Raw genomic sequence first — 24,899 nt, forward strand, 5'->3', positions numbered from 1 at the left:
GGTCTTGCAATTAGTACGAACTAGTACTAAACTAGTACGCATACAGACTAAATTGAGGTAATGAAATGAATCACCTATCGCTCGTTAAGGAATTGGTTCAGGCCTATCAGGCCTTTGAGGCTCACTCTGGAGCGCATATTAAAGAGATGGGCTTAACCACAACCCAGTTTGACATTGTGGCGACCTTAGGTAATCAGCCCCCAATGACTTGTAAGGAATTGGGTGAGAAGACGCTAGTTTCTAAAGGCACTATGACGGGTGTTTTAGAAAGGCTCGAGGCGAAAGGCTTAATTGAAAAGTTTCTGAACGTTGAAGACGGCCGTAGTTACAAGATTGGCCTCTCAAAGTCTGGCGACAAATTATTTAAGAAGGTATTTCCGGAGCATGTGGAATACCTCGGCAAGGCGTTTAGCAAGCTCACCAAAAAAGAATTAGAACAAGCGGTAATGGTTTTAAAAGAAGTAAAAGCAATTTTTAATTAAACAATTTTTCAGTAAACATTACAAAGGAACATTACATGAACACATATCAAAGCATACTTAACCTCGTTGGTCGATTGCTTATCGTTGCACTATTTTTACCGGCAGGTTTGGGAAAGATTGCTGGATTTGAGGGAACATTAGGCTACTTCGCTTCTTTGGGTATTCCAGCTCCAGTATTCGCATTGGTAGCAACAATTGTGATTGAAGTTCTGGGAAGCATTGCATTGATCGTAGGTTTTCAGACACGTATCGTTGCAGTGATCATGGCGATCTTTACTTTAATCGCTGCTGCTACTGGGCATGCATTTTGGGCTGCTCCAGCAGATGCAGTATTTATCGCTCAATTGCTATTCTTTAAGAACATTGCGGTAATGGGTGGTTTATTGGTGTTGGCTTCTACTGGTGCTGGTAGATTCAGTATTGATGGTCGTAAAGCAGCGAAGTAATTCCATTCATTAAAGGAAAAGATCATGACTAAAGTAGCCGTTGTATTTCATAGTGGGTATGGCCACACAGTTAAACAAGCTGAAGCCCTATCTAAGGGAGCAAATGGCACGCTAATAGCCATTGATTCCGAAGGCAATATTACTGATGCGCAGTGGGAAATTCTCAATACTGCTAATGCCATCGTATTTGGTTCGCCAACCTATATGGGCACAGTAAGCTGGCAGTTTAAGAAGTTCGCTGATGCCAGTTCTAAGCAATGGTTTTCACAGCAGTGGAAAGACAAAGTATTCGGTGGTTTCACAAACTCTGCCACGATGAATGGTGATAAGCACTCCACCTTGCATTACTTCTTCACTCTGGCAATGCAGCATTCAGGTATCTGGGTTGGCACTGGTTTAATGCCTTCGAACTCCAAAGCCGCGAAGCGTGATGATGTGAACTATGTTGGCTCTTCTGCTGGTGCGATGATGCAGACTCCTTCAGACGCAAGTACTGATGAGGTAAATGTGGGCGATTTAGAAACAGCACGTCTCTATGGTGAGCGTATTGCCAAGATTGCCGCTGAACTTAAAGCTAAGTAAGCTTTTTATCTGAAAGAAATTGGGGGAATCATGAAAAAACTCATTGGTTTACAAGGAAATGATCGAGGTCACTGGGTAGGCGACGGTTTTCCTGTGCGCACCTTGTTCTTCTATCAAGACCTCGGCAATCAAATGAGTCCATTCTTGATGCTGGACTATGCAGGTCCAGCAGAGTTTCTCCCAACATCTGAACGTAAGGGTGTGGGTTCACATCCACATCGTGGTTTTGAGACGGTCACCATTGTTTATGAAGGTGAAGTAGCGCATAAAGATTCCACAGGTCAGGGTGGAACGATTGGCCCTGGAGATGTTCAGTGGATGACGGCCGGCTCTGGCATCTTGCATGAAGAATTTCACTCAGAGGGTTTTGCTAAAAATGGCGGAACTCTGAATATGGTGCAGTTGTGGGTGAATTTGCCAGCAAAGCTCAAAATGACCAAGCCAGGCTATCAAGCCATTCTGGATAAACAGATTCCTACGATTGAGTTGAAGAGCGGCGCAGGACAAGCACGCATCATTGCTGGAGATTTTGATGGCCATACAGGCCCAGCCAATACTTTTAGCCCTCTCAATGTGATTGACCTGAAGTTAAAGAAGGGCTCAACAACTATTCCTGTGCCTGAGAGCTGGAATACCTCCCTGGTTGTCCTGAGGGGCGCCGTTGAGGCGGGTGAGGGCGTGGTCGCCAAAGATGCCCAGATGCTGATGTTTAGCAATCAAGGTCAAGATATTCAAGTGAACGTGCTGGAAGACACCATTGCCTTGCTGCTGAGTGGTGAACCTATTAATGAACCTATTGTGGGTTACGGCCCATTTGTCATGAATACCAAAGAAGAGATTGCTCAGGCAATGCAAGATTTCAATAGTGGTGGTTTTGGAAAAATTACTCACTAAGAATGTGGCTGTAGCCTAAAAAAATCCGTTTGACTTCTACACTCAGCTGTGTACAAAAAAATTCATTAGTTAAATCAAGGCTTTACATAGACTGGATTAGAAAAGTATGTTCAAATATCTGCTGTAGAAAAGGAAATTTGTCACAGTACATGTTTGGTTCAAAAGAATTCTTTATTTTGCGTTGGCTTCCGTTGTTATCCGCGGGGTTTCTCTCTGCATGTGCCGTTGGCCCTGACTTCAAACAGCCTGATTCTCCTAATACCTCTACCTATACCGAGACTACGCTTTCTAAAAAACTAGCTACTGCGCCTGGTGTTCCAGGCGGTACTGATCAAGAGTTTGTTGAGGGTGCGGATATTGAGGCTCAGTGGTGGGAATTATTTAAGTCTCCAGAGCTTGATGTATTGATCAAAAAAGCTTTGCAGCAAAACCCAAATTTAGGCGCTGCTGATGCGGCCCTGCGCGCTAGCCAAGAAAATGTCAGCGCACAAATTGGTGGACAGTATTTTCCGGCGATTGGTTTGAATGGTGGCGTAGTTCGTCAGCTCCAACCCTCCGCTATTTATGGCTTGCCATATGGTTCAGATACCTACAACCTCTATAACGCTTCTGTAAACGTCACTTATAAGCTAGATGTTTTCGGTGGTGCGCGCCGAGCAGTTGAGGGTGCGAGAGCGCAAGCAGAGATTGCTCAGTTTCAGTTGGAGGGCGCATATCTCTCCTTGACAGCCAACATTGTCACTAGCGCTGTGCGTGAAGCAGCTTTGCGCGCACAAATGCAAGCCACAGAAGAAATTCTTAAGGCGCAAACTAATTTAGCCGAAGTTACTGAGAAGCAATTGGTCATTGGTACTGTCTCTAAGGTGGACGTAACATCGCAAAGAACTTTAGTGTCTAACTCGCAAGTAGATTTATTTACTTACGAACGCAATCTTTCATTTGCGCGCAATCAGTTAGCGGTCTTGGTGGGTGAGTTGCCTAGTAATGCCAACATCACTAAGTTTGATTTGAGGTCTCTACATTTGCCAGAGAAGTTGCCACTGTCAGTACCTTCAAGTCTTGTTCGTCAACGTCCAGATGTACGTGCGGCAGAAGCACAACTCAAGGCGACGAATGCTTTGGTAGGTGTAGCTACCGCTAATTTATTGCCACAATTTAATATTACGGGTGCCATTGGTTCTGCGGCACTAACTAGCGCAGCCTTGTTTGGGCCGAACGCTACTCTATGGTCTATTGCTGGCGGCATCTTCCAGCCGCTGTTTCAGGGTGGTCAGTTATTGGCACAACGCCGTGGAGCGATTGCTAATTACGAGCAAGCGGTTTATCAATATCAAGCAACTGTGCTTAAGGCGTTTCAAGAGGTTGCAGATTCCTTGCGCGCTTTAGAGACAGGTGCCCAAGCATTGAAGTCTGCATCAGACGCAGAGCGTTACGCTTATGAAACTTTAGAGTTAGTGCAGCAGCAATATAAGTTGGGCACTGCAAGTTACTTGGCTGTTCTCTATTATCAAAATCAATATCAAATTGCTAAAGTCAAATCAGTGTCTGCACAAGCGACCCGATTCTCTGACACGGCAGCATTATTTGCAGCACTAGGCGGCGGCTGGTGGAATCGTACCGGCCCAGCCTTTCAACCAAAAGCCATAGCGAACAAAGATCAAAATGAAACTTCTGGAAACAATTAAAACCAAAGTGACTGCAGCAGCAGTTGCCTTGTGGGCTTGGATGCTTGTTAAAGCTGAAGAGTGGAAGCTACGCGATAAGGCGATTGCGCTTTGGGAAAAGGCAAAAGGTGTGTGGTTCCGCTTGCGCGAGCGCTTCTTGCGCAGTAAGGTCAACGCCAAATTGCAATCGATGACCCCTTTGGGTCGACGCATGACCATTATGTTGTGTGGCGTATTTTTGTTACTCGGCTTGATCTTTGGGTTTAATCAACTCAAGACCTTCATGATCAAACACTTTATTGCTGGTATGGGATTGCCTCCTGCAACCGTTTCCACGATGGTAGTAGAGACCACTGCATGGCAGCCTAAGCTCTCCAGCGTTGGTAATGTACGCGCATTTAGAGGCGTAGATCTTAGTACTGAAATCGGTGGCCTTGTACAAACCGTGCCTATTAAATCTGGCATGGATGTAAAAGAAGGCGACCTACTCATTAAGTTGAATGATGCTTCAGATGTTGCACAACTGAATTCATTAAAGGCTCAGGCAGATTTGGCTAAAGTCATTAATGAGCGTGATAGACAGCAGTTGGCGATTCAGGCGATTAGTAAGAACGTATTTGACACAAGTAAGGCGGACGCAAAGTCCAAGCAAGCTCAGGTAGAGCAGCAAACGGCTTTAGTTGCAAAGAAGAATTTGAAGGCCCCCTTTAGTGGCCGTGTGGGCATTGTGATGATTAATCCCGGTCAGTTTGTTAACCCAGGTGATAAGTTGCTCACCCTTCAAACCTTGGATCCTATTTTTGTGGATTTCAATCTCCCCCAAAGCAATGCTGAGCAGATTCAGGTTGGGCAAGAAATCGTAGTGACTACTGATGCGTTTAAAGATGCGAGTTTCACTGGCAAGATTACTGCAGTCAGTCCAAAGGTCGATACCAATACGCGCAATATTCAGATTGAAGCTCAATTAGCCAATCCGGATAAAAAGATTTTGCCGGGCATGTTTGCCAATGTGAATATCAAGCTGGGTGATGAAGTGAAGATGCTGACTTTGCCCCAAACGGCTGTAACTTATAACCCTTACGGCTCGACAATCTTTATTGCCAAGCCAACCGGTAAGAAGGATAAGCAGGGCAAGCCTACGCTTGAGGCCCAGCAAGTCTTTGTGACTACAGGACCAACACGTGGCGACCAAGTGGCGATTCTCAAGGGTGTTGAAGAGGGTGCTACGGTAGTTACTAGCGGTCAGCTCAAGTTGAAGAACGGTACACCACTGATTGTGAATAACAAAGTGTTGCCTTCGAATTCACCAAACCCGAAGCCACAGGAATAAGTCCTAGATGAATTGGACTGACATATTTATTCGTAGACCAGTGCTCTCACTGGTAGTGAGTGCGCTTGTCTTGGTGTTTGGTTTGAAGGCTGTTGGATCTTTGCCGGTCAATCAATATCCGCAAACCCAAAATGCGATTGTTACGATTACAACCGCCTACTATGGCGCCGATCCTGAGACGATTGCTGGATTTATTACACAACCATTAGAGACGGCAATTGCTCAGTCTCAGGGTATCGATTATTTGTCGTCAATGAGTGTGAGCGGCCTATCGACGATTACCGCTACTCTCAAACTTAATTACGATTCCAATGCTGCATTAACCCAAATTCAGACGCAGATTAGCTCGGTCAAGAATCAACTGCCACCCCAAGCTCAGCAACCGGTATTGACTGTGCAAATTGGTCAGTCGACTGCGGCGATGTACATGGGCTTTTATAGCGATGACATTCCGAACAATGCGATCACCGATTACTTGTTGCGGGTAGTTAAACCAAAGCTGGATGCTGTAGATGGCGTCCAAAATGCTGAAATCACTGGCGGCAGAAAGTTTGCTCTACGCGCTTGGCTGGATCGCGAGAAGATGGCTGGCCTTGGCGTAGGCGCGGATGATGTCTATAGTGCGATGGCCGCCAATAACTACCTATCAGCGGTGGGTAGTACTAAAGGCGACATGGTTGCCGTGGACTTAGTGGCTGGCACGGATCTACACACGCTCGATGAGTTCCGCAAATTGGTTGTCAAGAAAGATGGCATCAATATTGTCTATTTAGATCAAGTGGCAACCGTGAGCATGGGCTCCGAGGACTACAACACGAATGTTGCATTTAGTGGCAAGCGCTCAGTATTTATTGCCATCAAGGTAGCGCCTCAGGCGAACTTGCTTGATGTAGCTGAACGTGTTCGTGCCGCGGTGCCAGATATACAGAAGCAGTTGCCAACCGGTATGTCGGGCAAAGTAGTTTATGACTCCACTAAGTTCATTACTACTTCGATTGATGAAGTGGTGGCTACCTTACTAGAAGCGCTATTGATTGTGACAGTGGTGATCTACCTATTCTTGGGCAGTGCGCGTGCAGTTGCAGTTCCTGTGATTGCGATGCCACTCTCTTTAATTGGCACATTCTTCTTAATGCAGGTATTGGGTTACTCCATTAATTTACTGACGCTGTTAGCCCTAGTGCTTGCAATTGGCTTGGTAGTGGACGATGCCATCATTGTGGTTGAGAACGTTGACCGTCATATGAAGGAAGGTAAGTCGCCATTAGAAGCCTCCTTAATTGCTGCGCGTGAATTAGGCGGTCCAATTTTGGCAATGACGATTGTGTTGATCGCGGTCTATATTCCAATTGGCTTCCAAGGCGGCTTAACGGGGGCGCTCTTTACCGAGTTTGCCTTTACTTTGGCTAGTGCGGTGGCTGTATCAGGGTTGATTGCATTGACGCTTTCTCCGATGATGTGCTCACGCATCTTTACTGAAGAGCAAGAAGCCTCCTCCTTTGTACAAAAGATCGATCGTATTTTTGATAAGGTGCACCACAGTTATCAAACCACTTTGCGTGAACTCTTGAGTACTTGGCAGGTCATCATTGTGATGGGCGTGATTTTGTTGGGTGGAGTTGCTTACCTTTACGCCACAGCGCGTGCTGAATTAGCACCAACAGAAGACCAGGGCATTGTGTTGATGCAGGCTTCAGGCCCACCCAATAGTACCGTTAATCAGATGCAGACTTACGCTGATCAGATTTATCAAATATCAGCAGCAGAGCCTGAGTATGAGCAGATGTTCCAGATCACCAGTCCAACCAGTAGTTTTGGTGGTGTATTGCTTAAGGATTGGGATCAACGCAGTCGTAATGCCACGAAGTTTCAAGAAGATATGCAAAGCAAGTGGAATACGATCGCAGGCGCTCGCGTAGCAGCCTTCCAGTTCCCAGCTTTGCCTGGTGCGCAGGGATTGCCGGTTCAGGTGGTCATCAACACTACTGAGTCTTACGAGCAGCTCAACGAAGTATCCCAGGCAGTTTTAGATAAGGCTCGTCGCAGTGGAAATTTCTTCTTCGTGGATTCAGATTTGAAGATTGATAAGCCGCAAGACGTTTTAGAAATTGATCGTGAAAAAGTTGCCGCACTAGGTATGACTCAGCAGCAGGTGGGTAGCGCGCTATCTGCTGCTTTGGGTGGCGGTTACGTCAATTACTTCTCTGTAGCTGGCCGCTCCTATCGCGTTATTCCACAAGTAAAGCAAGTGGACCGCTTAAATCCGGATCAGATCTTGGATTACTACATCCGTACGCCTAGTGGACAGATGATTCAGGCGCGCACGATTGCAACGATTAAGCAAAAAGTAGTTCCACAATCTATCAATCACTTTCAGCAACTTAACTCTGCAACGATCTCCGGTGTGAGTACGCCATTTATTTCTCAAGCGGATTTACTTGAGTTTATGCGTCAAACTTTGAAAGAAGTCGCCCCCAATGGTTACACCATGGATTACGCCGGCCCATCCCGCCAGTTCATGGCGGAGTCAGGCGGTTTCTTGGTGACGATGTTCTTTGCGATCTTGATCGTGTTCTTAGTCTTAGCTGCACAGTTTGAAAGCTTCCGTGATCCGATCGTGATTTTGGTTTCGGTGCCACTTGCCTTGTTTGGCGCCCTTATCTTTATCAACCTTGGATTTACAACCTTGAACGTGTATACCCAGGTTGGACTTGTCACATTGATGGGCTTGATCAGTAAGCACGGAATCTTGATTGTGGAATTTGCCAATGAGCTGCAAGAGGCTGGCCGCAGTAAGTTGGACGCTATCGTAGAAGCAAGTAGTGTGCGTTTGCGCCCGATTCTGATGACTACTGCAGCGATGGTCTTGGGTGTCGTGCCTCTAGTGATCGCCTCTGGCGCCGGCGCTGCTGGCCGTCAATCGATGGGTATCGTGATTTTTACTGGTTTATCGATCGGCACTCTGTTTACGCTCTTTGTAGTGCCAGCGATGTACTTGTTTATTGGTGCAGATCACCATCAGAAGAAATTTAAGCAACAGTAATTTATTCCGCAAATGGTTAAAGAAAAAGGGTGAACTCAGTTCACCCTTTTCAATCGGAGCTTCTGACTTACTTCACAATATTGAGCTCTTTTTCTGCAACTACGCTGTACTTTGTTTCCGCCTCTATGCGTTGCATCCATGCTTCGACGTTCTGCAAAGAAAGACGTGGCCCAGTTTGCTCTGGAAAGGTTTCATTTAATAGAATCCATCTACTTACACAAAGTGCCAGTGGAATATCCCCAATGTTGAAAGAGTCTTCTGAGCAATAACGTTGATTGGCCAGCTGTTGATCAAGTAATGCGAGGAAAGCATTGGTATCTTGATATGCCTTGCGAATGACTTCGTAGTTTCTTTCGTTTTCAGGCGTCCGAGTTAGCCCAAGAAATGCAACGCGCAAACTTGGCCACATCGTACCTAGTTGCCAATCCATCCACTTCTCAGATTGGTACTGACTAGCGATGTCTGTTGGAAAGCGCTTCGACTTATCGTACTGACGAACCAGATATCGCAAGATGGTGTTGGATTCCCAGAGTACAAGATCACCGTCTTGCAGAGTCGGGACTAAGCCATTGGGGTTGAGTGCTAGAAATTCAGGGGTGCGATTTTTGCCAAAGTGAAGGCCTGCATCAATGCGCTCAAAATCTTTACTCTCTTCTAGCCCTAGCTCCGCAAGGCACCACAAGACCTTTTGCACATTGATGGAACTTTTTCTTCCCCATAAGCGAATCATGAGAATTCCTATTTTGGTATTTTTAAAGTGATGAATCTAAGCCCATAAATTTGCTGTGTGCAAATATGAGCGGGTGACTTTCTGGGGTGTGCTTTAGGTTAAGTACTTTAGCGACGATGATGTTGTGATCGCCACCGGTATGAACAGAAACAGTTTCACACTCAAAGTATGCGCAGCATCCTTCAATTTGGGTAAGCCCGCTTTCTGCAAGCTTATGGGGGATGTTCACAAATTGATTTTCTTTTACGGTGGCAAAGTGCATTGCCATTGCTTCTTGTGAGCGCTCCAAGACATGAATTAACTGCTTGTGACCCACTTCAAAATTGGGCATTAAGCGTGAATGCTTTTTGAGGCTCCACAAGATAAGTGGCGGTTCTAGTGAAACAGTATTGAATGAGCTGATGGTGATGCCGTGAGCATTCTGGTTAGCATCTAAGCAGGTAATGACTGTGACCCCAGTTGCAAAGGAGGAAAAGCCTTTGCGGAGCTCTTGGGAAGTAAATGGGGTCATCTTATTTGCTTATTTAGCGGCTTACTTTGCTGCAGTCGGAGCGGGCACATCTACGGGAATAGTTGTGCCTGGAATTGGGTTCATGATTTCATTCTCTTCAGGTTTAACGCATTTAAAGCGATATTCCTTGCCGGCCTTGGAAAGGAAGCTTGCGCCTTGGTAGAAATCATTCTTACAAGTCGTATTGGCAAAGTCCATCACGTCTTGAGGTGCTGCGCTGGAGGTAATGAGGCGCATATTGCCCATAGACATATTAATTTGGCTTGAGGAGCATCCGACTAGCGCTAAGCCAGAAACCGCAGTTAATAGTAGAATTTTTTTCATGGAAACCTCCATAATCAGCAATGCTCGTTAGGATAAACCTATTACGTACTTGCTGTGGAGAATGCAGCGCTTTTAAAAGGAAGAGATATGTTCAAGGCTATTTTGGTAAATAAGGATGATCAAGGCTATCGCGCTGAGATTGCTCAGGTCGATGAGGCAAGTCTTCCGGAGGGCGATGTCAGAGTTAAGGTGCTCTATTCCACGCTAAATTACAAAGATGGTCTAGCCATTACCGGCAAGGGTCCGGTGGTGCGTAGCTTTCCCATGGTTCCAGGTATTGATTTCGCTGGAGAAGTTTTAGAGAGCGCTAGCCCAGAATTTAAGGCTGGTGACATGGTGTTACTCAATGGTTGGGGCGTTGGTGAAGGTCATTGGGGTGGATTGGCTCAGCAAGCACGCGTGAAGTCGGACTGGCTCATTCCTTTGCCAAAGGGATTTACTGCTAAGCAGACCCTGGCTATTGGTACTGCTGGCTACACAGCAATGCTGTGTGTGATGGCTTTGCAAAAGCATGGATTGAAGCCAAGTGATGGCGAGGTCTTAGTGACTGGCGCTGCAGGTGGGGTAGGTAGCTTTGCCATTACTCTTCTAAGTAAGTTGGGCTTTACGGTTGTTGCCAGTACTGGACGCATGTCTGAGGCTGATTACCTGAAGAAATTGGGTGCGAGTGAAGTGATTGATCGTGCCTCACTCTCGGCTCCTGGTAAGCCTTTAGCAAAAGAGCGTTGGGCAGCAGTAGTCGATAGCGTTGGTAGTCATACATTAGCAAATGCCTGCGCTCAAACCAAGAGCGATGGTGCGGTTGCCGCTTGTGGTCTTGCGCAGGGGATGGATTTTCCATCAACTGTTGCGCCATTCATTTTGCGTGGTGTAACTTTGTATGGCATTAATAGTGTGACAGTGCCAAAAGCAAAACGCATTGCTGCTTATGAACAATTGAGTAAGTTGGTTGATCTCAAAACTCTAGAGGAGATCTCTCACGAAATTAGTTTAGAGGATTCCATTAAATATGCGGCAGAGCTGATGGCGGGCAATGTGCGCGGCCGCTTAATTGTGAATGTCAATAAATAAGCAATTAATAATGCTTACTCTGGTGCTTGAGGTTTGCGCGTTTCCAGTTTTTCCCAGACCTCAAGCTTGTCAGAGTTAGAAAGTTCCGACCAGTCTGCAATCTCCGATAGTGTACGATAGCAGCCACGGCAAAAACCGTTTTCAGGGTTAATGTCGCACCAGTTGATGCAAGGTGATGGAACTGTTGTCAAAGCAAACCTAAAATAGAAAAAGATGAATACCAAAAACCAATCCAGCGATCTTAGTTCTATTCATTATCCCTTAGCCGATGCTTTGCCGGAAGTGGGGAGTTCGATGGAGGTTGCACCTGGTGTTCGTTGGTTGCGGATGCGTCTACCGTTTGCCTTAGACCACATCAACTTATGGCTGCTACGTGACGAGTTTGAAGGCGTTCAGGGCTGGACCATCGTGGATTGTGGGATTGCTAATGATGAGACAAAAGCAGCTTGGAATCAGATCTTTACTACGCAGCTAGATGGCTTGCCGGTGCTGAGGGTGATCGTGACTCATATGCATCCAGACCATGTGGGACTCTCTCAATGGCTTTGCGAAAAATGGAATGCGCCGCTCTGGATTTCTATGACGGATTATTTAACTGCGCAATGGCTGAGTCATAAAGAGGGTGGTGCTGCAGTTGGTGCACGCGCTGGCGGCGGCGGTTCTGCGGATCACTTTCAGAAACACGGATTGATTGCACCAGAAGATTTAGAAAAAATTCGGGCGCGCTCCAATTACTACAGCAATATGGTTCCAGGTGTGCCACGGCAATATCGTCGCATCATTGATGGTGAAATGATTTTGATTGGTGGACATGAGTGGCAAGTGATCATGGGATTTGGTCATGCGCCTGAACACGCTTCACTCTTTTGCAAAGATCTCAGCGTATTAATCTCTGGAGATATGTTGTTGCCGCGCATCTCCACTAATGTCAGTGTCAACGATGCTGATCCAGATGCAGATCCTTTGGGTTTATATCTGAGCTCTTTAGATCGATATCTCCCGCTACCCGATGACGCACTCGTACTGCCATCGCATGGCAAGCCATTTACAGGAATGAAGCCGCGCATTGACCAATTAAAAGCGCATCATGATGAGCGCTTGGCAGAAACACTTGGAGCATGTGAAAAACCGGCAACTGCTCGTGAGATAGTGCCGGTTTTATTTAGGCGTGAATTAGATATTCACCAAATGACATTTGCTATGGGTGAGGCTATTGCTCATCTGAATTACCTACTTCGTCGAGGAAAGTTGAGTCGCCAGCTTTGCGACGACGGCGTGTTGCGGTTTTGCGTGGTTTAGAGGCCTTTGTTCCAGACTCTTCAGAAGATCCGCCAGTAGCGGCAGCAGCAGTTGCTGAAACGGCATCCCCGAATGATTTGAGGGCCATCATGGTGGCATGCTGTACTTCTAAGCCTTGAATCGTTGACTTCAGGATATTCAGATTGAGGTTGAGCCAGTTTTCAACGCTTTTCAGGTCCTTGATGCGCTTTTCTAGCTCATCGGTATCTAGCCCTGGAAATGCTGAGCCAAACCCCCCAGCAGCCTTGGAGGCGTCTGTAGTGAAGGGAAATTGCCCTGGCGTCGATCCGCCTGCTCCCTGGCCCCACATGGTTTTCATCATTTCTAAGCTTTGATTGAATTCAGGGATAGTTCCAAACATAGGGCGGGCTCCGGGTCAGATAAAAGTGGCTTAATGCCAATACAATAAGAGATTCTAGAGATTAATCCCGGTTAAGCAATGCAATCTAATGGTTTATCCCAGCCTTACACCCGTGGTCAGGCACTTCCCGAGCTACTGAAGCAGCGCATTCTGATTTTGGATGGCGCTATGGGCACCATGATTCAGCAATGCAAGCTCAATGAGGCGGATTACCGTGGATTGCCCACTAGCAAGCGCTTTGAGGCTCATCCTGGTGACATCAAGGGCAATAACGAACTCCTAGTTCTCACTCAGCCACAAATCATCAGCAAGATTCATGAGCAGTATTTGGATGCGGGTGCAGACATTATTGAAACCAATACTTTTGGCGCTACTTCTGTTGCGCAAGAGGATTACAAAATGGCTGGCTTGGCACGTGAGATGAATGTCATCTCTGCTCAATTGGCCCGTGCCGCCTGTGAAAAATACTCTACGCCAGATAAGCCACGTTTTGCGGCGGGCGCAATTGGACCTACCCCAAAGACGGCCAGCATTTCTCCGGATGTGAATGATCCAGGTGCTCGCAATGTAACGTTTGATGCATTGCGCGCTTCCTATCGCGAGCAGATTGAAGGCCTCTTTGAAGGTGGCGTTGATTTATTTTTAGTCGAAACCATTTTCGACACACTGAATGCTAAAGCTGCATTGTTTGCCTTGGATGAATTCTTTGAAGAAACTGGCGAGCGTTTGCCAGTGATGATTTCAGGTACGGTTACTGATGCTTCTGGCCGTATCTTGTCGGGTCAAACAGTCGAAGCATTCTGGAATAGTTTGCGCCACATCAAGCCATTAACTTTTGGTTTGAACTGCGCCTTAGGTGCTGCACTAATGCGTCCTTATATTGCTGAGCTTGCTCGCATTTGCGATGCCGCTGTATCTTGCTATCCCAATGCCGGCTTGCCCAACCCAATGAGTGATACCGGCTTTGATGAAACACCAGAAATTACATCCAGCCTTGTCGATGGCTTTGCAAAAGATGGCTTAGTCAATCTCGTAGGTGGTTGCTGTGGAACGACGCCGGACCATATTCGTGCCATTGCTAATGCGGTTGCTAAGCGCAAGCCACGTGCCTTCTATCGCGAGAGCGCAGAGGTGTCGGCATGAATAAGACTACGAAGGTAATGCCGCCAATGAAGCTCTCGGGCTTAGAGCCTTTTAATGTTACAGCCGATGTTGGCTTTGTGAATATTGGTGAGCGTACTAACGTCACAGGCTCCAAAGCATTTGCACGCATGATTTTGAATAATCAATTTGATGAAGCCTTGGTAGTTGCAAGACAGCAAGTTGAGAATGGTGCTCAAGTCATTGATATCAATATGGATGAGGCGATGTTGGATTCGGAAGCGGCGATGACGCGCTTCTTGAATTTGATTGCTTCAGAACCAGATATTGCTCGTGTACCAATCATGATCGACTCTTCTAAATGGAGTGTGATTGAGGCGGGTCTGAAATGTATTCAAGGCAAGCCGATTGTTAACTCAATTTCTCTCAAAGAGGGCGAAGAGCCTTTCAGAAAACAAGCGCGTCTAATTCGTCGTTACGGCGCAGCTTCTGTAGTGATGGCATTTGATGAAGTAGGTCAAGCGGATACTTTTAAGCGCAAGACTGAAATTTGTCAGCGCTGCTATCAAATTCTTGTGAATGAGATTGGCTTCCCAGCAGAAGATATTATTTTTGATCCCAATATCTTTGCCATTGCGACTGGTATTGAGGAGCATGACAACTACGCGGTAGATTTCATTAACGCCACCCGTTGGATTAAAGAAAATCTACCGGGCGCGAAGGTGAGCGGTGGCGTCTCTAATGTGAGCTTCTCTTTCCGCGGTAACGATCGCGTACGTGAAGCCATTCATACCGTGTTCCTGTATCACGCTATTCAAGCGGGTATGGACATGGGTATTGTCAATGCGGGACAGCTTGGTGTTTATGCAGACTTGGATCCAGAATTACGTGAGCGCGTTGAAGACGTGGTGCTCAATCGCTTTAAAGAAAAAGACGGTAAGACTCCAACTGAGCGCTTGCTGGATATTGCCGATCAATTTAAGGGCGGTGGCGCCAAGCAAGTAGAGAACTTGGTGTGGCGTGAAGCACCCGTGCGTGAGCGTTTAACCCATGCTTTGGTGCATGGCATCACTACTTTTATTGAAGAAGATACTGAAGAGCTGCGTGCCCAAATTATGGGTGCGGGCGGTCGTCCTATCGAGGTTATCGAAGGCCCTCTAATGGATGGCATGAACGTTGTTGGCGACTTGTTTGGCGCTGGCAAGATGTTCTTACCGCAAGTGGTTAAGAGTGCGCGTGTCATGAAACAAGCGGTAGCGATTTTGATTCCCTATATTGAGGAAGAAAAGCGCCTGCATATTGCTTCTGGAGGCGAAGCCAAGGCCAAAGGCAAGATTGTGATGGCGACTGTTAAAGGTGACGTGCACGATATTGGTAAAAACATTGTGACAGTAGTGCTGCAATGTAATAACTTTGAAGTTGCCAATATGGGCGTGATGGTGCCTTGCGCAGAAATTCTGAAACGTGCCAAAGAAGAAAAAGCAGACATTGTTGGGCTATCTGGTTTGATCACTCCATCCTTAGAAGAGATGACTTACGTTGCTCAAGAGATGCAGCGTGATGATTATTTCCGTGAGCGTCAAATTCCATTGATGATTGGTGGTGCTACCACTTCTCGTGTGCATACCGCGGTGAAGATTGCACCTCATTACGATGGCCCTGTGGTCTATGTGCCTGATGCGTCCCGCTCAGTATCCGTTGCATCAAGCTTGCTATCCGATGAAAGCGCCAAGAAATTTATTCAAGATCTGCGCGATGACTATGTCCGTATTCGTGAGCAGCATGCCAACAAAAAAGCATCACCAACGATCTCTTTAGAAGCAGCACGTAAGAATCGCGAGCTGATTGATTGGGCTAGTTATGTGCCTGAGAAGCCGAAGTTTATTGGGCGCCGTGTTTTCAAGAATTTTGCTTTAAGTGACATTGCTAAATACATTGATTGGACACCATTCTTTCAGACCTGGGATTTGGCTGGTAAGTTCCCAGCAATCTTGGATGATGAAGTCGTTGGCGTAGAGGCTCGCAAAGTATTTGAAGATGGCCAGGCTCTATTAGATAAATTAATCAAAGGTCAGTGGTTGCAGGCTGATGCAGTAGTCGCTTTCTATCCAGCAAGCACGATAGGTGATGACATCGTCTTATACAGCGATGAATCGCGTGAGCACCCCTTATTTGTTTGGCACAACTTACGTCAGCAGTCTGAGCGCCCAGTAGTTGATGGCGTTCGTCGACCTAATCGTTGCTTGGCAGATTATGTGGCGCCAAAAGATTCTAAGGTGGCTGACTACCTTGGTTGCTTTGCTGTGACGACTGGTCATGGTGTTGAGAAAAAAGTTGCCGAGTTTCATGCAAAGCATGATGACTACAGTGCAATCATGTTGCAATCCTTGGCCGATCGTTTGGCAGAAGCATTTGCAGAGTTGATGCACCATCGCGTTCGTACGGATCTTTGGGGTTACGCAACTGATGAGATTTTGACGAATGATCAAATGATCAATGAGGAATACCGTGGTATCCGTCCGGCGCCAGGTTATCCAGCTTGTCCTGCACATGAAGTGAAAAAAGATTTATTGCGCGTCATTGGTTCAGAAGATATTGGTATGACCTTGACTGAGTCGATGGCTATGAACCCAGCTTCTAGTGTCAGTGGTTTTTACTTGGCACACCCAGATGCGCGTTATTTCAATGTGGGCAAGTTGTCAGCAGACCAGATTGAAGATCTTGCTAAGCGCCGTAATGAATCTGTTGAAGACATCCGTCGCCAGCTGGCTAGCTCGATCGACTAAGAACTTCCTTGATGTGGTGCTTTAAACGCCCCACATCACTGGTTCATCTTTGGCTTTAGCCTGCTTCATGAGCTCTAGGAAGGGATAGGCGCGCTGCCCCAGCCTGTCGGCCAGCTTCGGTTTCTCAGTATTTTCTTGATCAGCCGCATTACTTTTAGCTCGCTCTTCCAGGTCTTTCAGAATGGCGGTTTCTAGGGCGATGATGAGGGCTGGCAATTGCTCAACCGTCAAAATACCCCTAGGCTCTAATGGGCGGCCCAAAATTTCGAAGATTCGCTGGGTCAGATCAGCTAGCATGATGACGTCAGGACCCGCTTTGGAGCGAAATTGATAGATCATTTCGATAGCTTACCACCTGATAAACTCACTTATCTATGTTGTTAACTAATAAAAATCGTTTAATTGAAATGCTGAGCGCAGCCCTGCAGGGTTTAGCTCAGGAGCGTAGTTTGGGCGATGCCCCTGCGCCACGTTTAGAGCGCCCTAAGGCGGTAGACCATGGCGATGTCGCTTGCAATATTGCGCTCCAGCTCTCCAAAGCTTGGAAGCTAAATCCTAGGGAGTTGGCACAAGCCTTGGTTGAGCGCCTAGAGCAGCAGCCTGGCTATGGCGATCTCATTGCCTCTTGCGAAATCGCTGGTCCTGGATTTATTAACTTTCGCCTGAGCAATGCCGCTAAAACTGCGGTGGTGCAAGAGGTTCTCACGGCAGGATCCCAGTTTGGTCAGCTAGCTCCAGAGGCGGCCCCAGTTTCCAACGCCATGATTGAGTTTGTGTCTGCCAATCCCACTGGACCACTACACGTTGGTCATGGTCGTCAGGCCGCACTCGGCGATGCCTTGGCAAACTTATTAGCAACTCAGGGCATTAAGGTGCACCGCGAGTTTTATTACAACGATGCTGGAGTCCAGATTGCGAATTTGGCGCTCTCAGTGCAAGCTCGCTTAAATGGACTTAAACCAGGTGATGCCACTTGGCCAGAGAGTGCTTATAACGGTGAATACATCGCCGAGATTGCGACCGCTTTTAAGGCTTCATCTGAATATAAAGATGATCTTGAGGCCATCCGTCAATTTGCTGTTGCGTATTTGCGCAATGAACAAGACATTGATTTAAAAACATTTGGCGTGAAGTTTGATTGCTACTACCTGGAATCTTCTTTGTATACCGATGGTAGCGTTGCAAAAATTGTTGAAGAGCTACAGAGCATTGGTAAGACCTATGAGTCTGAGGGCGCACTTTGGCTCAAGACAACAGATGATGGTGACGATAAAGATCGCGTCATGCGAAAGTCTGATGGCAGCTTTACCTACTTTGTGCCTGATGTTGCTTACCACACCAGCAAATGGAATCGTGGCTTTGAAAAAGTGATTAATGTCCAAGGCAGCGATCACCATGGCACGATCGCCCGTGTGCGCTCAGGCTTGCAGGGCGTGGCTCAGAAGCGTGGTTGGGATATTCCGAAAACATATCCTGAGTATGTATTGCATAAGATGGTGACAGTGATGCGCCATGGCGAAGAAGTCAAAATCTCTAAACGTGCAGGCTCCTATGTGACTGTGCGTGACTTGGTTGAGTGGTCTGGTGGAGTTACACCAGAGATGACTGCAGATGAGCGCGAGCTTGCTCTGCAGCGCGGACGAGATGCCGTGCGTTTCTTCCTCATCTCTCGCAAAGCTGATACAGAATTTGTATTTGATGTTGATTTGGCATTGCAGCAAAATGATGAGAACCCTGTGTTCTATGTGCAATATGCGCATGCTCGCATTTGCTCAATCTTGACTCAATGGGGCGGAAAAGTTTCTGACCTGAAGGGCGCGGACCTTTCTTTGTTGCAAAGCAAAGCTTCCGATCATTTATTGCGGCGCCTAGCTGAATACCCAGAGATGCTCACTGATGCAGCAGCGGACTTGGCGCCACATGCTTTAGCTTTCTACTTGCGTGATTTAGCGGGAGACTTCCATACTTTCTATAACGCAGACCGCGTTTTGGTGGACGACCCTGCATTGAAATTAGCTCGCCTCGCCTTACTCTCGGCGACTCGTCAAGTGCTTGAAAATGGATTAAAAGTATTGGGTGTATCAGCACCCGCTAAGATGTAAGCTGTAGTACTTGCTAGCGCTTAAGAAGTAAAAAGAAGGATGGGGACACGATGAAAAAAAACAATCAACACACCAGCTTCGCTCCAAAGACACAGTCTTCGAGCCCCGAGTATGGCGGCACTATTCTTGGTTTTATCTTAGGGCTTGGAGTTGGCCTAGGGGTTGCTTTTGTGATCGCCTTTTACCTTTCAAAAAATACACCCCAAGAGCGTCCTGGAGTTAGGGCACCCAATCTTCCCTTAACCATTAAGTCAGGACCGGTACCTGCCGAAGGAGAGGCTGCTACCCCAGCAGAAGCGCTTGATCTGAATAAGCCTTTGCAAGGTAAGTCTGCTGCACCTGCTGCTAGTGCGCCAGATCCCATCGCTGATTTGGCCAATGGCAAGAAGCCAGTGGATGCTGCTCCAGCCCCTGCCGCAAAATCCGATGCTATCTATTTCTTACAAGTTGGTGCGTTTAATAAGCGCGCGGACGCAGATGCCCAAAAGGCTAGCTTGGCTATTCAGGGTATTCAGTCTCAATTGAGTGAGATTAGTAGTGAAGGCAATACACTCTGGCGTGTTCGCGTTGGACCGTACAACAGTGTTGAAGAAAGCAATCCTGTGCGAGATAAGTTAAATGGCATGGGCATTAAACCGAGCGTTATTAAATCTAGCAAATCATGATTACATTATCTAAGTCTAAGAGAGCCCTTTTATCTGCGACCATTCTTGGTCTGGCCTTTTCTTTTTCAGGCCTTGCTACTGCGCAAAGTCCTAAGATCGAAGAGGGATTTGATTACCGCATTCTGCCTACTCCTCAGCCAGTTGAATCTAAAGGCAAGGTCGAGGTCATCGAGTTCTTTTGGTATGGCTGCCCGCATTGCTATGACTTTGAGCCAGAGTTAAATGCTTGGCTTAAGCGCCAACCAAAGGACGTGACCTTCCGCAAGGTGCCCGTTGCTTTCCGCGATGACTTCATGCCACACAGCCAATTGTTCTATGCCTTAGAGGCTATGGGCAAGGGTGAGGCGATGAATGACAAAGTCATGTACGCCATGCATAAAGAAAATAAGCGCCTCATGACAGAAAATGAGATAGCAGATTGGGTCGCTTCTCAGGGTATTGATCGCAATACTTTCTTGGCTACTTATCGTTCATTTGCAGTTGTTTCTAAAGCCCGTGCAGCAAGACAGATGGCTGATGCTTACCGCATTGATGGTGTGCCAACTATTGTGATGCAGGGCCGCTATGTGACCTCTCCATCAATTGCTGGAACCAAAGCTAAAGCGATTGCAGTGATGGATTACTTGGAGCAAAAAATCCGCAAGGACAAGTACAAGTAATTCAGGGTCTTAGATTTTGACGAAGCGTCTTACTATCCAAAAATAGAGTGGGTAAGGCAGGATTCTGAGGAACTTTAAGAATCCTGAAAACCGCTTAGGGAAGTTAATATCAAATTCTCCAGCCTGTAGTCCTGAGAGAATTTCTGTTGCAGCCTCCTCAGCAGTAATGAGTGCTGGCATTTCAAAATCATTCTGTGCAGTCGCTTCAGTTGCTACAAACCCTGGTGAAATCATGTGCACGCTCACACCCTGCGGTAGCAAGTCGTAGTACAGGGTTTCGCAGAAGTTAATAATTCCTGCTTTGCTAGGTCCATAGGCCAAGGCTTTTGGCAATCCACTGTATCCAGCTACGCTACCAACGATGGCAATATGACCAGCATGCTCTTTGAGCATATTGGGTAAAACAATGCTGACCGCTCTCATGGGGCCAAGTAGGTTTGCATCAATTGTTTTCTGCGCAACTTCAAACTCAAAATTATCGGCGCGTAATGGTGTGTATACGCCCGACACAAATAGCAATAGGTCTAAGCCACCCCAGGCTTCAAGGATGGTCTGGTAGGCGGAAATGAGCTGTTCTTGCTGAGTGACATCTAGCGGCAGGACTAAGGTCTGCCCCAGTGCTGCGGATTGTGCGATGGTATTGAGTTTCTCAGCGCGACGACTAGAAAGAGCAACTCTTGCACCTGCCTTGATAAAGGCTTGTGTACAGGCCTCACCAATTCCGCTGGAAGCGCCAATGATCCAAATACGTTGATTTACAAATGAATCAAATCCTTTTTGTTTCATGGGCGCAGGGCATCGTTCGAGTGGGTAACATCTGAATGTTTGAGGGTGTATTGCACGACATCAATATTCTTTTCGGAGAATCCAGCAGCGCAGTACATAAGATAGAAATTCCACAGTCGAATAAAAGCCTCATCAAATCCAAGGCGATAGATTTCTTCAATCTTGTGATTAAAGCTGTCGCGCCATAGACATAAGGTTTTGGCATAGTCAGCACCAAATGCAAACTCTGCCTCAACCTCTAAACCAGCATTAGCTGCAGCAGCCTTGAATTTAGATGGTGAGGGAAGCATACCGCCTGGGAAAACGTATTGTTGAATAAAGTCGGTGCTATGACGATAGCGATCAAACAAGTCTTCTGCAATGACGATAGTTTGGATGCAGGCTCGGCCACCCGCTTTCAGTCGCTTAGCAACTGTTTGGAAGTATTCGCCCCAATGGTTCTCGCCAACTGCTTCAAACATTTCAATGGAGGCAATGCCATCAAATTGCTCTGTGCAGTCCCGATAGTCCTGAAGTCGTACCTCAAATTTCTGTTGATTACCCACCTCTGTATTAACTTTTTGAAGTCTAGTATCTGCAAAGGCTTTTTGCTCTGTGGATAAAGTTAAGCCTGTAACTTGATTGCCATTGCGTAAGGCCTCTTCCATAAATCCACCCCAGCCACATCCAATTTCTAGTAGTTGGTCGCCCGGTTTAGCGTGGATGGAGTCTAGTATGAGTTTGATTTTGGCGCGCTGTGCATCCATCAGGGATTGCTTGTCTCCCTCAGAGAACCAAGCACTTGAATAGCTCATTGACGGATCTAGCCACAGGGTATAGAACGCATTGCCTAGGTCATAGTGCGCATGAATATTTTTACGACTTCCAGATTTGGAATTGTCTCTAAACCAATGCTTCAAGCGATACGCTATAGAACCTAACCAGCTTCCATAGATTGCTTTTTCTAAAATGTTGCGATTTCGAATGGCTAATTCCAGCAAGGCTTTAAGGTCAGGCGTATTCCATTCGCCTCGAATATAGCTCTCGGCAAAGCCAATATCGCCATGAGATAAAACTTGCTTAAATACTGACCAGTCTAAAACTTGAATTTCTGCATGCAGTTGGTCTGAGCTATTTCCAAACTCCCTTACTTCCTTGTTTGGTAATGTAAGAACCAAATGCCCGCTACGCAATTCCGCTAGGAGACTTAATAAAGTCTGTGTGCTTGCACGGTATTGTTGTTGCTTAGACTCCCGCTTCTCCGGACGGGAGAATGTGAGTCGAGATAGCAGGGATTGACCGGGGCGATTCATCTAGTAATTTCAAGTTCTGGTGGTTTAGGTTTTGAATAAAAGGGTACTCCTTTTAGCCACAATTTCAATGCCTGCCAGTGAATCCGGCCGATGACACCTAGGCTCATCAGCGGGTACCGCAAGAAGGCACGATAGAGGGCGCTTTTACTCAGTGCCTGAGCAAGACCGCTGATACTGGTGTTGATCAATGGGGCTCCATCTTCATGGAGCTCAATTCGGCAAACGATATTTCGCTTTGAATGACTATCCTGGGGAAATAAGAAGCGGAAGTGATATTCCCCTCGAACATCACAGAAAGGTGATACGTGGAAGACCTTCTTGCTCACCAGAGTCTCTCCAGATTGCACGGCTTTTCCAGAGTCATGATGAAGTAAGTAGCAGTGTCGTTCGCCAAAGGTGTTATTCACCTCGGCTAGCACTGCTTGAACCTGACCATTGGCTCGGGTACAGATCCAAAAACTGACAGGATTGAAGACATAGCCTAGTACGCGTGGGAAGGTTTGTAGCCAAATCTCGCCATCAATATTCTGGATGTTGTTTTCTTCAAGAATTGTTTCGATCCAGGACAGGCTATCCTGACTTCCTAGGCCATGGTCTTGATCGAAGAATGAAAACAGTCCAAACCGATTGTCTCTAAGACCATGTTTACTGAGTAACGCTGGATCATTCCTACGCGCACGCATTGGAATAGACAAAGTAAATACACCATAGCCAAACGCATTTTTAGCGGGACGAAAACGCCGATGCTTAACCGCTCCGAAATTAATCGTTGGCAAATTCATTTACTGAGCATCTTTAATGGAGCTAGATTTAACGCGATGAGAGATGCTTTCCATTAGATCCATTGCGACCAATTCGCCTGATCGCAGACCATCTTCATGAAAGCCAAAGCCAGTCCATGCGCCGCAATACCAAATTGAGGAGTTGCCCTGAATTAAAGGCAGTGCCTTTTGGGCCTGGACTGCGCGCATATCAAAGACTGGATGCGAGTAATGAATTTCTTCATGCACTAAGCTTGGCTTGGGATCAGTCAGTGGGTTCAAGCTCACAATAATCTGCGTGCTCTCGAATGCCTTAGGCAGAGGTTGCAAGCGGTTAATTAAATAATTAACGCTAACGTGTTGTTGTGCAGTTGGTGTTGCACCCGATTTTGCAGTGTAGTTCCAGGCCGCCCAGCAGCGCTCGGTAGTTGGCAAGAAATTGATATCAGTATGCAAAATCGCACGATTCTTTTGATAAGGAACCGAGGCTAAAATATTACGAGCATCTTGGTCAATGCCATGAACTAAGTCTAAAGTTTGATCGCTATGACAAGCCATGACTACTTCATCAAACCAGTGTGACCCAGATGCGGTAATGACTTCAGCCTGAGAGTTTTCAGTTTGACTTGCATTAACTCGGGTTGCGGATTCGCGCACAAATTGGACTTGATGTTTCTCAAGGGCCGCCACTAAAAGCTTTACATATTCTCTTGAACCGCCTTTAACAGTAAGCCATTGCGGGCGATTCTGAATTTGCAAAAGGCCGTGATTATGGCAGAAACGCACCATAGTTTGAATTGGAAACTCTAGCATCTGCTCAACAGAGCATGACCAGATAGCACCAATCATCGGTAAGAAATAATTCTCTCTGAAGCTGGTGCTAAAGCGGTTGCGATCTAAAAAATCTTTAATACGCTCATCAGGTTCTGAGTATTCAAGCTTAGAGGTGATTTGTTCTTCGGCAAGCTGAGTAGCAAGACGATTGAAGCGCAAGATGTCATAGGCCATTCTCCAAAATGAAAGCGAGAATAAATTAGATCGTTGGCCAAAGAAAGAATTGAGGTCGTTACCAGCCCATTCTATTTTTTTGTTGTGCCCAGTTTTTTCGCTGGCATCAATCGATACTGAGAAAGACATTTCTGATGGAGCAATCGGCACTCCAATTTCTTCAAATAGACGAACTAAGCGAGGATAGGTTTTGCGATTAAATACTAAAAATCCAGTATCCACTCCATGAGTAGTCTTACCTTGAGGGGTTTCGAGCGTTAGGTCTACGGTATTGCTATGACCACCAATATGATTGCCGCCTTCGAATAGGGTGATGTCTAAATCTGGGTGCTGTCTTAATGCATATGCGCAGCCTAAGCCAGATATACCAGCGCCAATGATGGCAACTTTTTTCTTACCCACTAAATTTTCTCTCCAAGAAGTTTTTCTATCTCGCCAGTAATGCTGCTACTCGATGGTTTAGTCATGCTGCCATAGGAGTCCACAACATTGCCGTTGCGATCAATGAGGTATTTATAAAAATTCCACTTAGGAGTTGTACCAGTTTTAGCAATCAACATCTTAAATAAAGGATTGGGATTGCTGCCGCTGACTGAGCTCTTGGCAAACATGGGGAACTTCACGTCATAGGTATTTTTACAGAAGTCAGCAATCTCTTTGTTGCTACCCGGCTCTTGTTGTCCAAAATCATTGGATGGAAATCCCAGTACAACTAAGCCACGATCTTTATATTTGGCATACAGCTTCTCAAGACCTTCATATTGGCTGGTGAAGCCACAAAAGCTGGCTGTATTGACGACCAGAATGACTTTGCCTTGATATTGGCATAGATTTTGAGGTGCCTCATCCTGTAGTCTGGGGAAGGTGTGTGACAAGAGGGGGCTGCAGCTGGCCGAAGCTGGAGGAGCTGCCTTTGCAAATTGCATTGCCGGCAGCAGCAAAAATAGTGCTAGTAAGTAGCTAGGCATATTGCGAGTCATCTTGAACCTTAGGGTGGGACTG

General features: G+C 46.5%; 25 protein-coding genes. 14 read left to right on the top strand and 11 right to left on the bottom strand.

Translation table 11 applies throughout. The features are described from left to right. Positions 1-65 precede the first annotated feature (65 nt). The 7 genes from ICN30_RS01890 (at position 66) to ICN30_RS01920 (ending at position 8,441) form a co-directional block, all read left to right on the top strand. Complete coding sequence (locus ICN30_RS01890; protein WP_216135427.1) at positions 66-482, top strand: MarR family winged helix-turn-helix transcriptional regulator; 417 nt, start codon at positions 66-68, stop codon at positions 480-482. A 35-nt stretch (positions 483-517) separates the two neighbouring features. Then, positions 518-928 (top strand): DoxX family protein, encoded by a 411-nt coding sequence (locus ICN30_RS01895; protein ID WP_216229699.1) that lies wholly within the window; start codon positions 518-520, stop codon positions 926-928. Positions 929-952: 24 nt separating this feature from the next. Continuing rightward, the gene (locus ICN30_RS01900; protein ID WP_216135421.1) at positions 953-1,510 is read left to right on the top strand and encodes a flavodoxin family protein; all 558 of its coding nucleotides are present in this window, start codon (positions 953-955) and stop codon (positions 1,508-1,510) included. A gap of 30 nt (positions 1,511-1,540) precedes the next feature. Next, entirely contained in the window at positions 1,541-2,404 is an 864-nt protein-coding gene (locus ICN30_RS01905) for a pirin family protein (RefSeq protein ID WP_216229700.1), read from the top strand. A 149-nt stretch (positions 2,405-2,553) separates the two neighbouring features. After that, positions 2,554-4,089, top strand: a complete 1,536-nt coding sequence (locus tag ICN30_RS01910) for an efflux transporter outer membrane subunit (protein WP_216229701.1) — start codon at positions 2,554-2,556, stop codon at positions 4,087-4,089. 169 nt (positions 4,090-4,258) lie between these two features. Further along, a complete protein-coding gene (locus ICN30_RS01915) occupies positions 4,259-5,398 on the top strand; it encodes an efflux RND transporter periplasmic adaptor subunit (RefSeq protein ID WP_215291894.1) in 1,140 nt (379 codons plus the stop codon). A gap of 7 nt (positions 5,399-5,405) precedes the next feature. After that, on the top strand, positions 5,406-8,441 hold the full coding sequence (locus ICN30_RS01920; protein ID WP_215289534.1) for an efflux RND transporter permease subunit: 3,036 nt from the start codon (positions 5,406-5,408) through the stop codon (positions 8,439-8,441). 67 nt (positions 8,442-8,508) lie between these two features. Here the strand turns inward: ICN30_RS01920 and ICN30_RS01925 are convergent, their stop codons facing one another. Genes ICN30_RS01925 through ICN30_RS01935 form a run of 3 tightly spaced genes read right to left on the bottom strand, consistent with a single transcriptional unit; the run spans position 8,509 to position 10,006 of the window. Next, the gene (locus ICN30_RS01925; RefSeq protein ID WP_216272831.1) at positions 8,509-9,171 is read right to left on the bottom strand and encodes a glutathione S-transferase family protein; all 663 of its coding nucleotides are present in this window, start codon (positions 9,169-9,171) and stop codon (positions 8,509-8,511) included. Positions 9,172-9,193: 22 nt separating this feature from the next. Then, positions 9,194-9,682, bottom strand: coding sequence for a flavin reductase family protein (locus ICN30_RS01930; RefSeq protein WP_216272833.1), 489 nt, complete (start codon positions 9,680-9,682; stop codon positions 9,194-9,196). A 21-nt stretch (positions 9,683-9,703) separates the two neighbouring features. Continuing rightward, positions 9,704-10,006, bottom strand: coding sequence for a hypothetical protein (locus ICN30_RS01935; protein ID WP_216272836.1), 303 nt, complete (start codon positions 10,004-10,006; stop codon positions 9,704-9,706). Positions 10,007-10,093: 87 nt separating this feature from the next. On the opposite strand from ICN30_RS01935, the gene ICN30_RS01940 reads away from it, so the two are divergent. Next, positions 10,094-11,077: an MDR family oxidoreductase gene (locus tag ICN30_RS01940; protein ID WP_216272839.1), complete on the top strand. Its 984-nt coding sequence runs from the start codon at positions 10,094-10,096 to the stop codon at positions 11,075-11,077. A gap of 14 nt (positions 11,078-11,091) precedes the next feature. Here ICN30_RS01940 and ICN30_RS01945 read toward each other — a convergent pair whose 3' ends face one another. Continuing rightward, positions 11,092-11,268: a DUF1289 domain-containing protein gene (locus tag ICN30_RS01945; protein ID WP_216272841.1), complete on the bottom strand. Its 177-nt coding sequence runs from the start codon at positions 11,266-11,268 to the stop codon at positions 11,092-11,094. 22 nt (positions 11,269-11,290) lie between these two features. On the opposite strand from ICN30_RS01945, the gene ICN30_RS01950 reads away from it, so the two are divergent. Next, a complete protein-coding gene (locus tag ICN30_RS01950; protein WP_216272843.1) occupies positions 11,291-12,376 on the top strand; it encodes an MBL fold metallo-hydrolase in 1,086 nt (361 codons plus the stop codon). Here the strand turns inward: ICN30_RS01950 and ICN30_RS01955 are convergent. Continuing rightward, complete coding sequence (locus tag ICN30_RS01955; RefSeq protein ID WP_216272845.1) at positions 12,288-12,737, bottom strand: PhaM family polyhydroxyalkanoate granule multifunctional regulatory protein; 450 nt, start codon at positions 12,735-12,737, stop codon at positions 12,288-12,290. The genes ICN30_RS01950 and ICN30_RS01955 overlap by 89 nt on opposite strands. A gap of 78 nt (positions 12,738-12,815) precedes the next feature. Here ICN30_RS01955 and ICN30_RS01960 point away from each other — a divergent pair, with 78 nt between their 5' ends. Further along, a complete protein-coding gene (locus ICN30_RS01960; RefSeq protein WP_216229708.1) occupies positions 12,816-13,880 on the top strand; it encodes a homocysteine S-methyltransferase family protein in 1,065 nt (354 codons plus the stop codon). Then, a complete protein-coding gene (gene metH, locus ICN30_RS01965) occupies positions 13,877-16,624 on the top strand; it encodes a methionine synthase (RefSeq protein WP_216229709.1) in 2,748 nt (915 codons plus the stop codon). Before ICN30_RS01960 ends, metH begins: the two co-directional genes overlap by 4 nt. 21 nt (positions 16,625-16,645) lie before the next feature. Here metH and ICN30_RS01970 read toward each other — a convergent pair whose 3' ends face one another. Beyond that, positions 16,646-16,963 (bottom strand): DUF1840 domain-containing protein, encoded by a 318-nt coding sequence (locus ICN30_RS01970; RefSeq protein ID WP_216229710.1) that lies wholly within the window; start codon positions 16,961-16,963, stop codon positions 16,646-16,648. 35 nt (positions 16,964-16,998) lie between these two features. Between ICN30_RS01970 and argS the strand changes: the two genes are divergently transcribed. Genes argS through ICN30_RS01985 form a run of 3 tightly spaced genes read left to right on the top strand, consistent with a single transcriptional unit; the run spans position 16,999 to position 20,050 of the window. Then, a complete protein-coding gene (gene argS, locus ICN30_RS01975; protein WP_216272847.1) occupies positions 16,999-18,726 on the top strand; it encodes an arginine--tRNA ligase in 1,728 nt (575 codons plus the stop codon). A 50-nt stretch (positions 18,727-18,776) separates the two neighbouring features. After that, positions 18,777-19,391, top strand: a complete 615-nt coding sequence (locus tag ICN30_RS01980) for an SPOR domain-containing protein (protein ID WP_216272849.1) — start codon at positions 18,777-18,779, stop codon at positions 19,389-19,391. Beyond that, the gene (locus ICN30_RS01985) at positions 19,388-20,050 is read left to right on the top strand and encodes a thiol:disulfide interchange protein DsbA/DsbL (protein WP_216272852.1); all 663 of its coding nucleotides are present in this window, start codon (positions 19,388-19,390) and stop codon (positions 20,048-20,050) included. The genes ICN30_RS01980 and ICN30_RS01985 overlap by 4 nt, the downstream gene beginning before the upstream one ends. A 9-nt stretch (positions 20,051-20,059) precedes the next feature. On the opposite strand, the gene ICN30_RS01990 is transcribed toward ICN30_RS01985, so the two are convergent. From ICN30_RS01990 to ICN30_RS02010, 5 genes are read right to left on the bottom strand one after another with little or no spacing between them, the layout of a single operon-like run. Further along, complete coding sequence (locus ICN30_RS01990; protein ID WP_216272854.1) at positions 20,060-20,836, bottom strand: SDR family oxidoreductase; 777 nt, start codon at positions 20,834-20,836, stop codon at positions 20,060-20,062. Further along, positions 20,833-22,128: a cyclopropane-fatty-acyl-phospholipid synthase family protein gene (locus ICN30_RS01995; protein ID WP_216272856.1), complete on the bottom strand. Its 1,296-nt coding sequence runs from the start codon at positions 22,126-22,128 to the stop codon at positions 20,833-20,835. The genes ICN30_RS01990 and ICN30_RS01995 overlap by 4 nt, the downstream gene beginning before the upstream one ends. Further along, positions 22,125-22,910 carry a DUF1365 domain-containing protein gene (locus ICN30_RS02000; protein ID WP_216229715.1) on the bottom strand — a complete coding sequence of 262 codons (786 nt, stop codon included), beginning with the start codon at positions 22,908-22,910 and terminating at the stop codon, positions 22,125-22,127. Before ICN30_RS02000 ends, ICN30_RS01995 begins: the two co-directional genes overlap by 4 nt. After that, positions 22,911-24,299: an FAD-dependent oxidoreductase gene (locus ICN30_RS02005; protein ID WP_216229716.1), complete on the bottom strand. Its 1,389-nt coding sequence runs from the start codon at positions 24,297-24,299 to the stop codon at positions 22,911-22,913. It abuts the gene before it with no gap. Next, a complete protein-coding gene (locus ICN30_RS02010) occupies positions 24,299-24,877 on the bottom strand; it encodes a glutathione peroxidase (RefSeq protein ID WP_216229717.1) in 579 nt (192 codons plus the stop codon). The genes ICN30_RS02005 and ICN30_RS02010 overlap by 1 nt, the downstream gene beginning before the upstream one ends. Positions 24,878-24,899: the final 22 nt, after the last annotated feature.

The organism is Polynucleobacter sp. 31A-FELB, from assembly GCF_018882405.1.
Classification (GTDB): Bacteria; Pseudomonadota; Gammaproteobacteria; order Burkholderiales; family Burkholderiaceae; genus Polynucleobacter.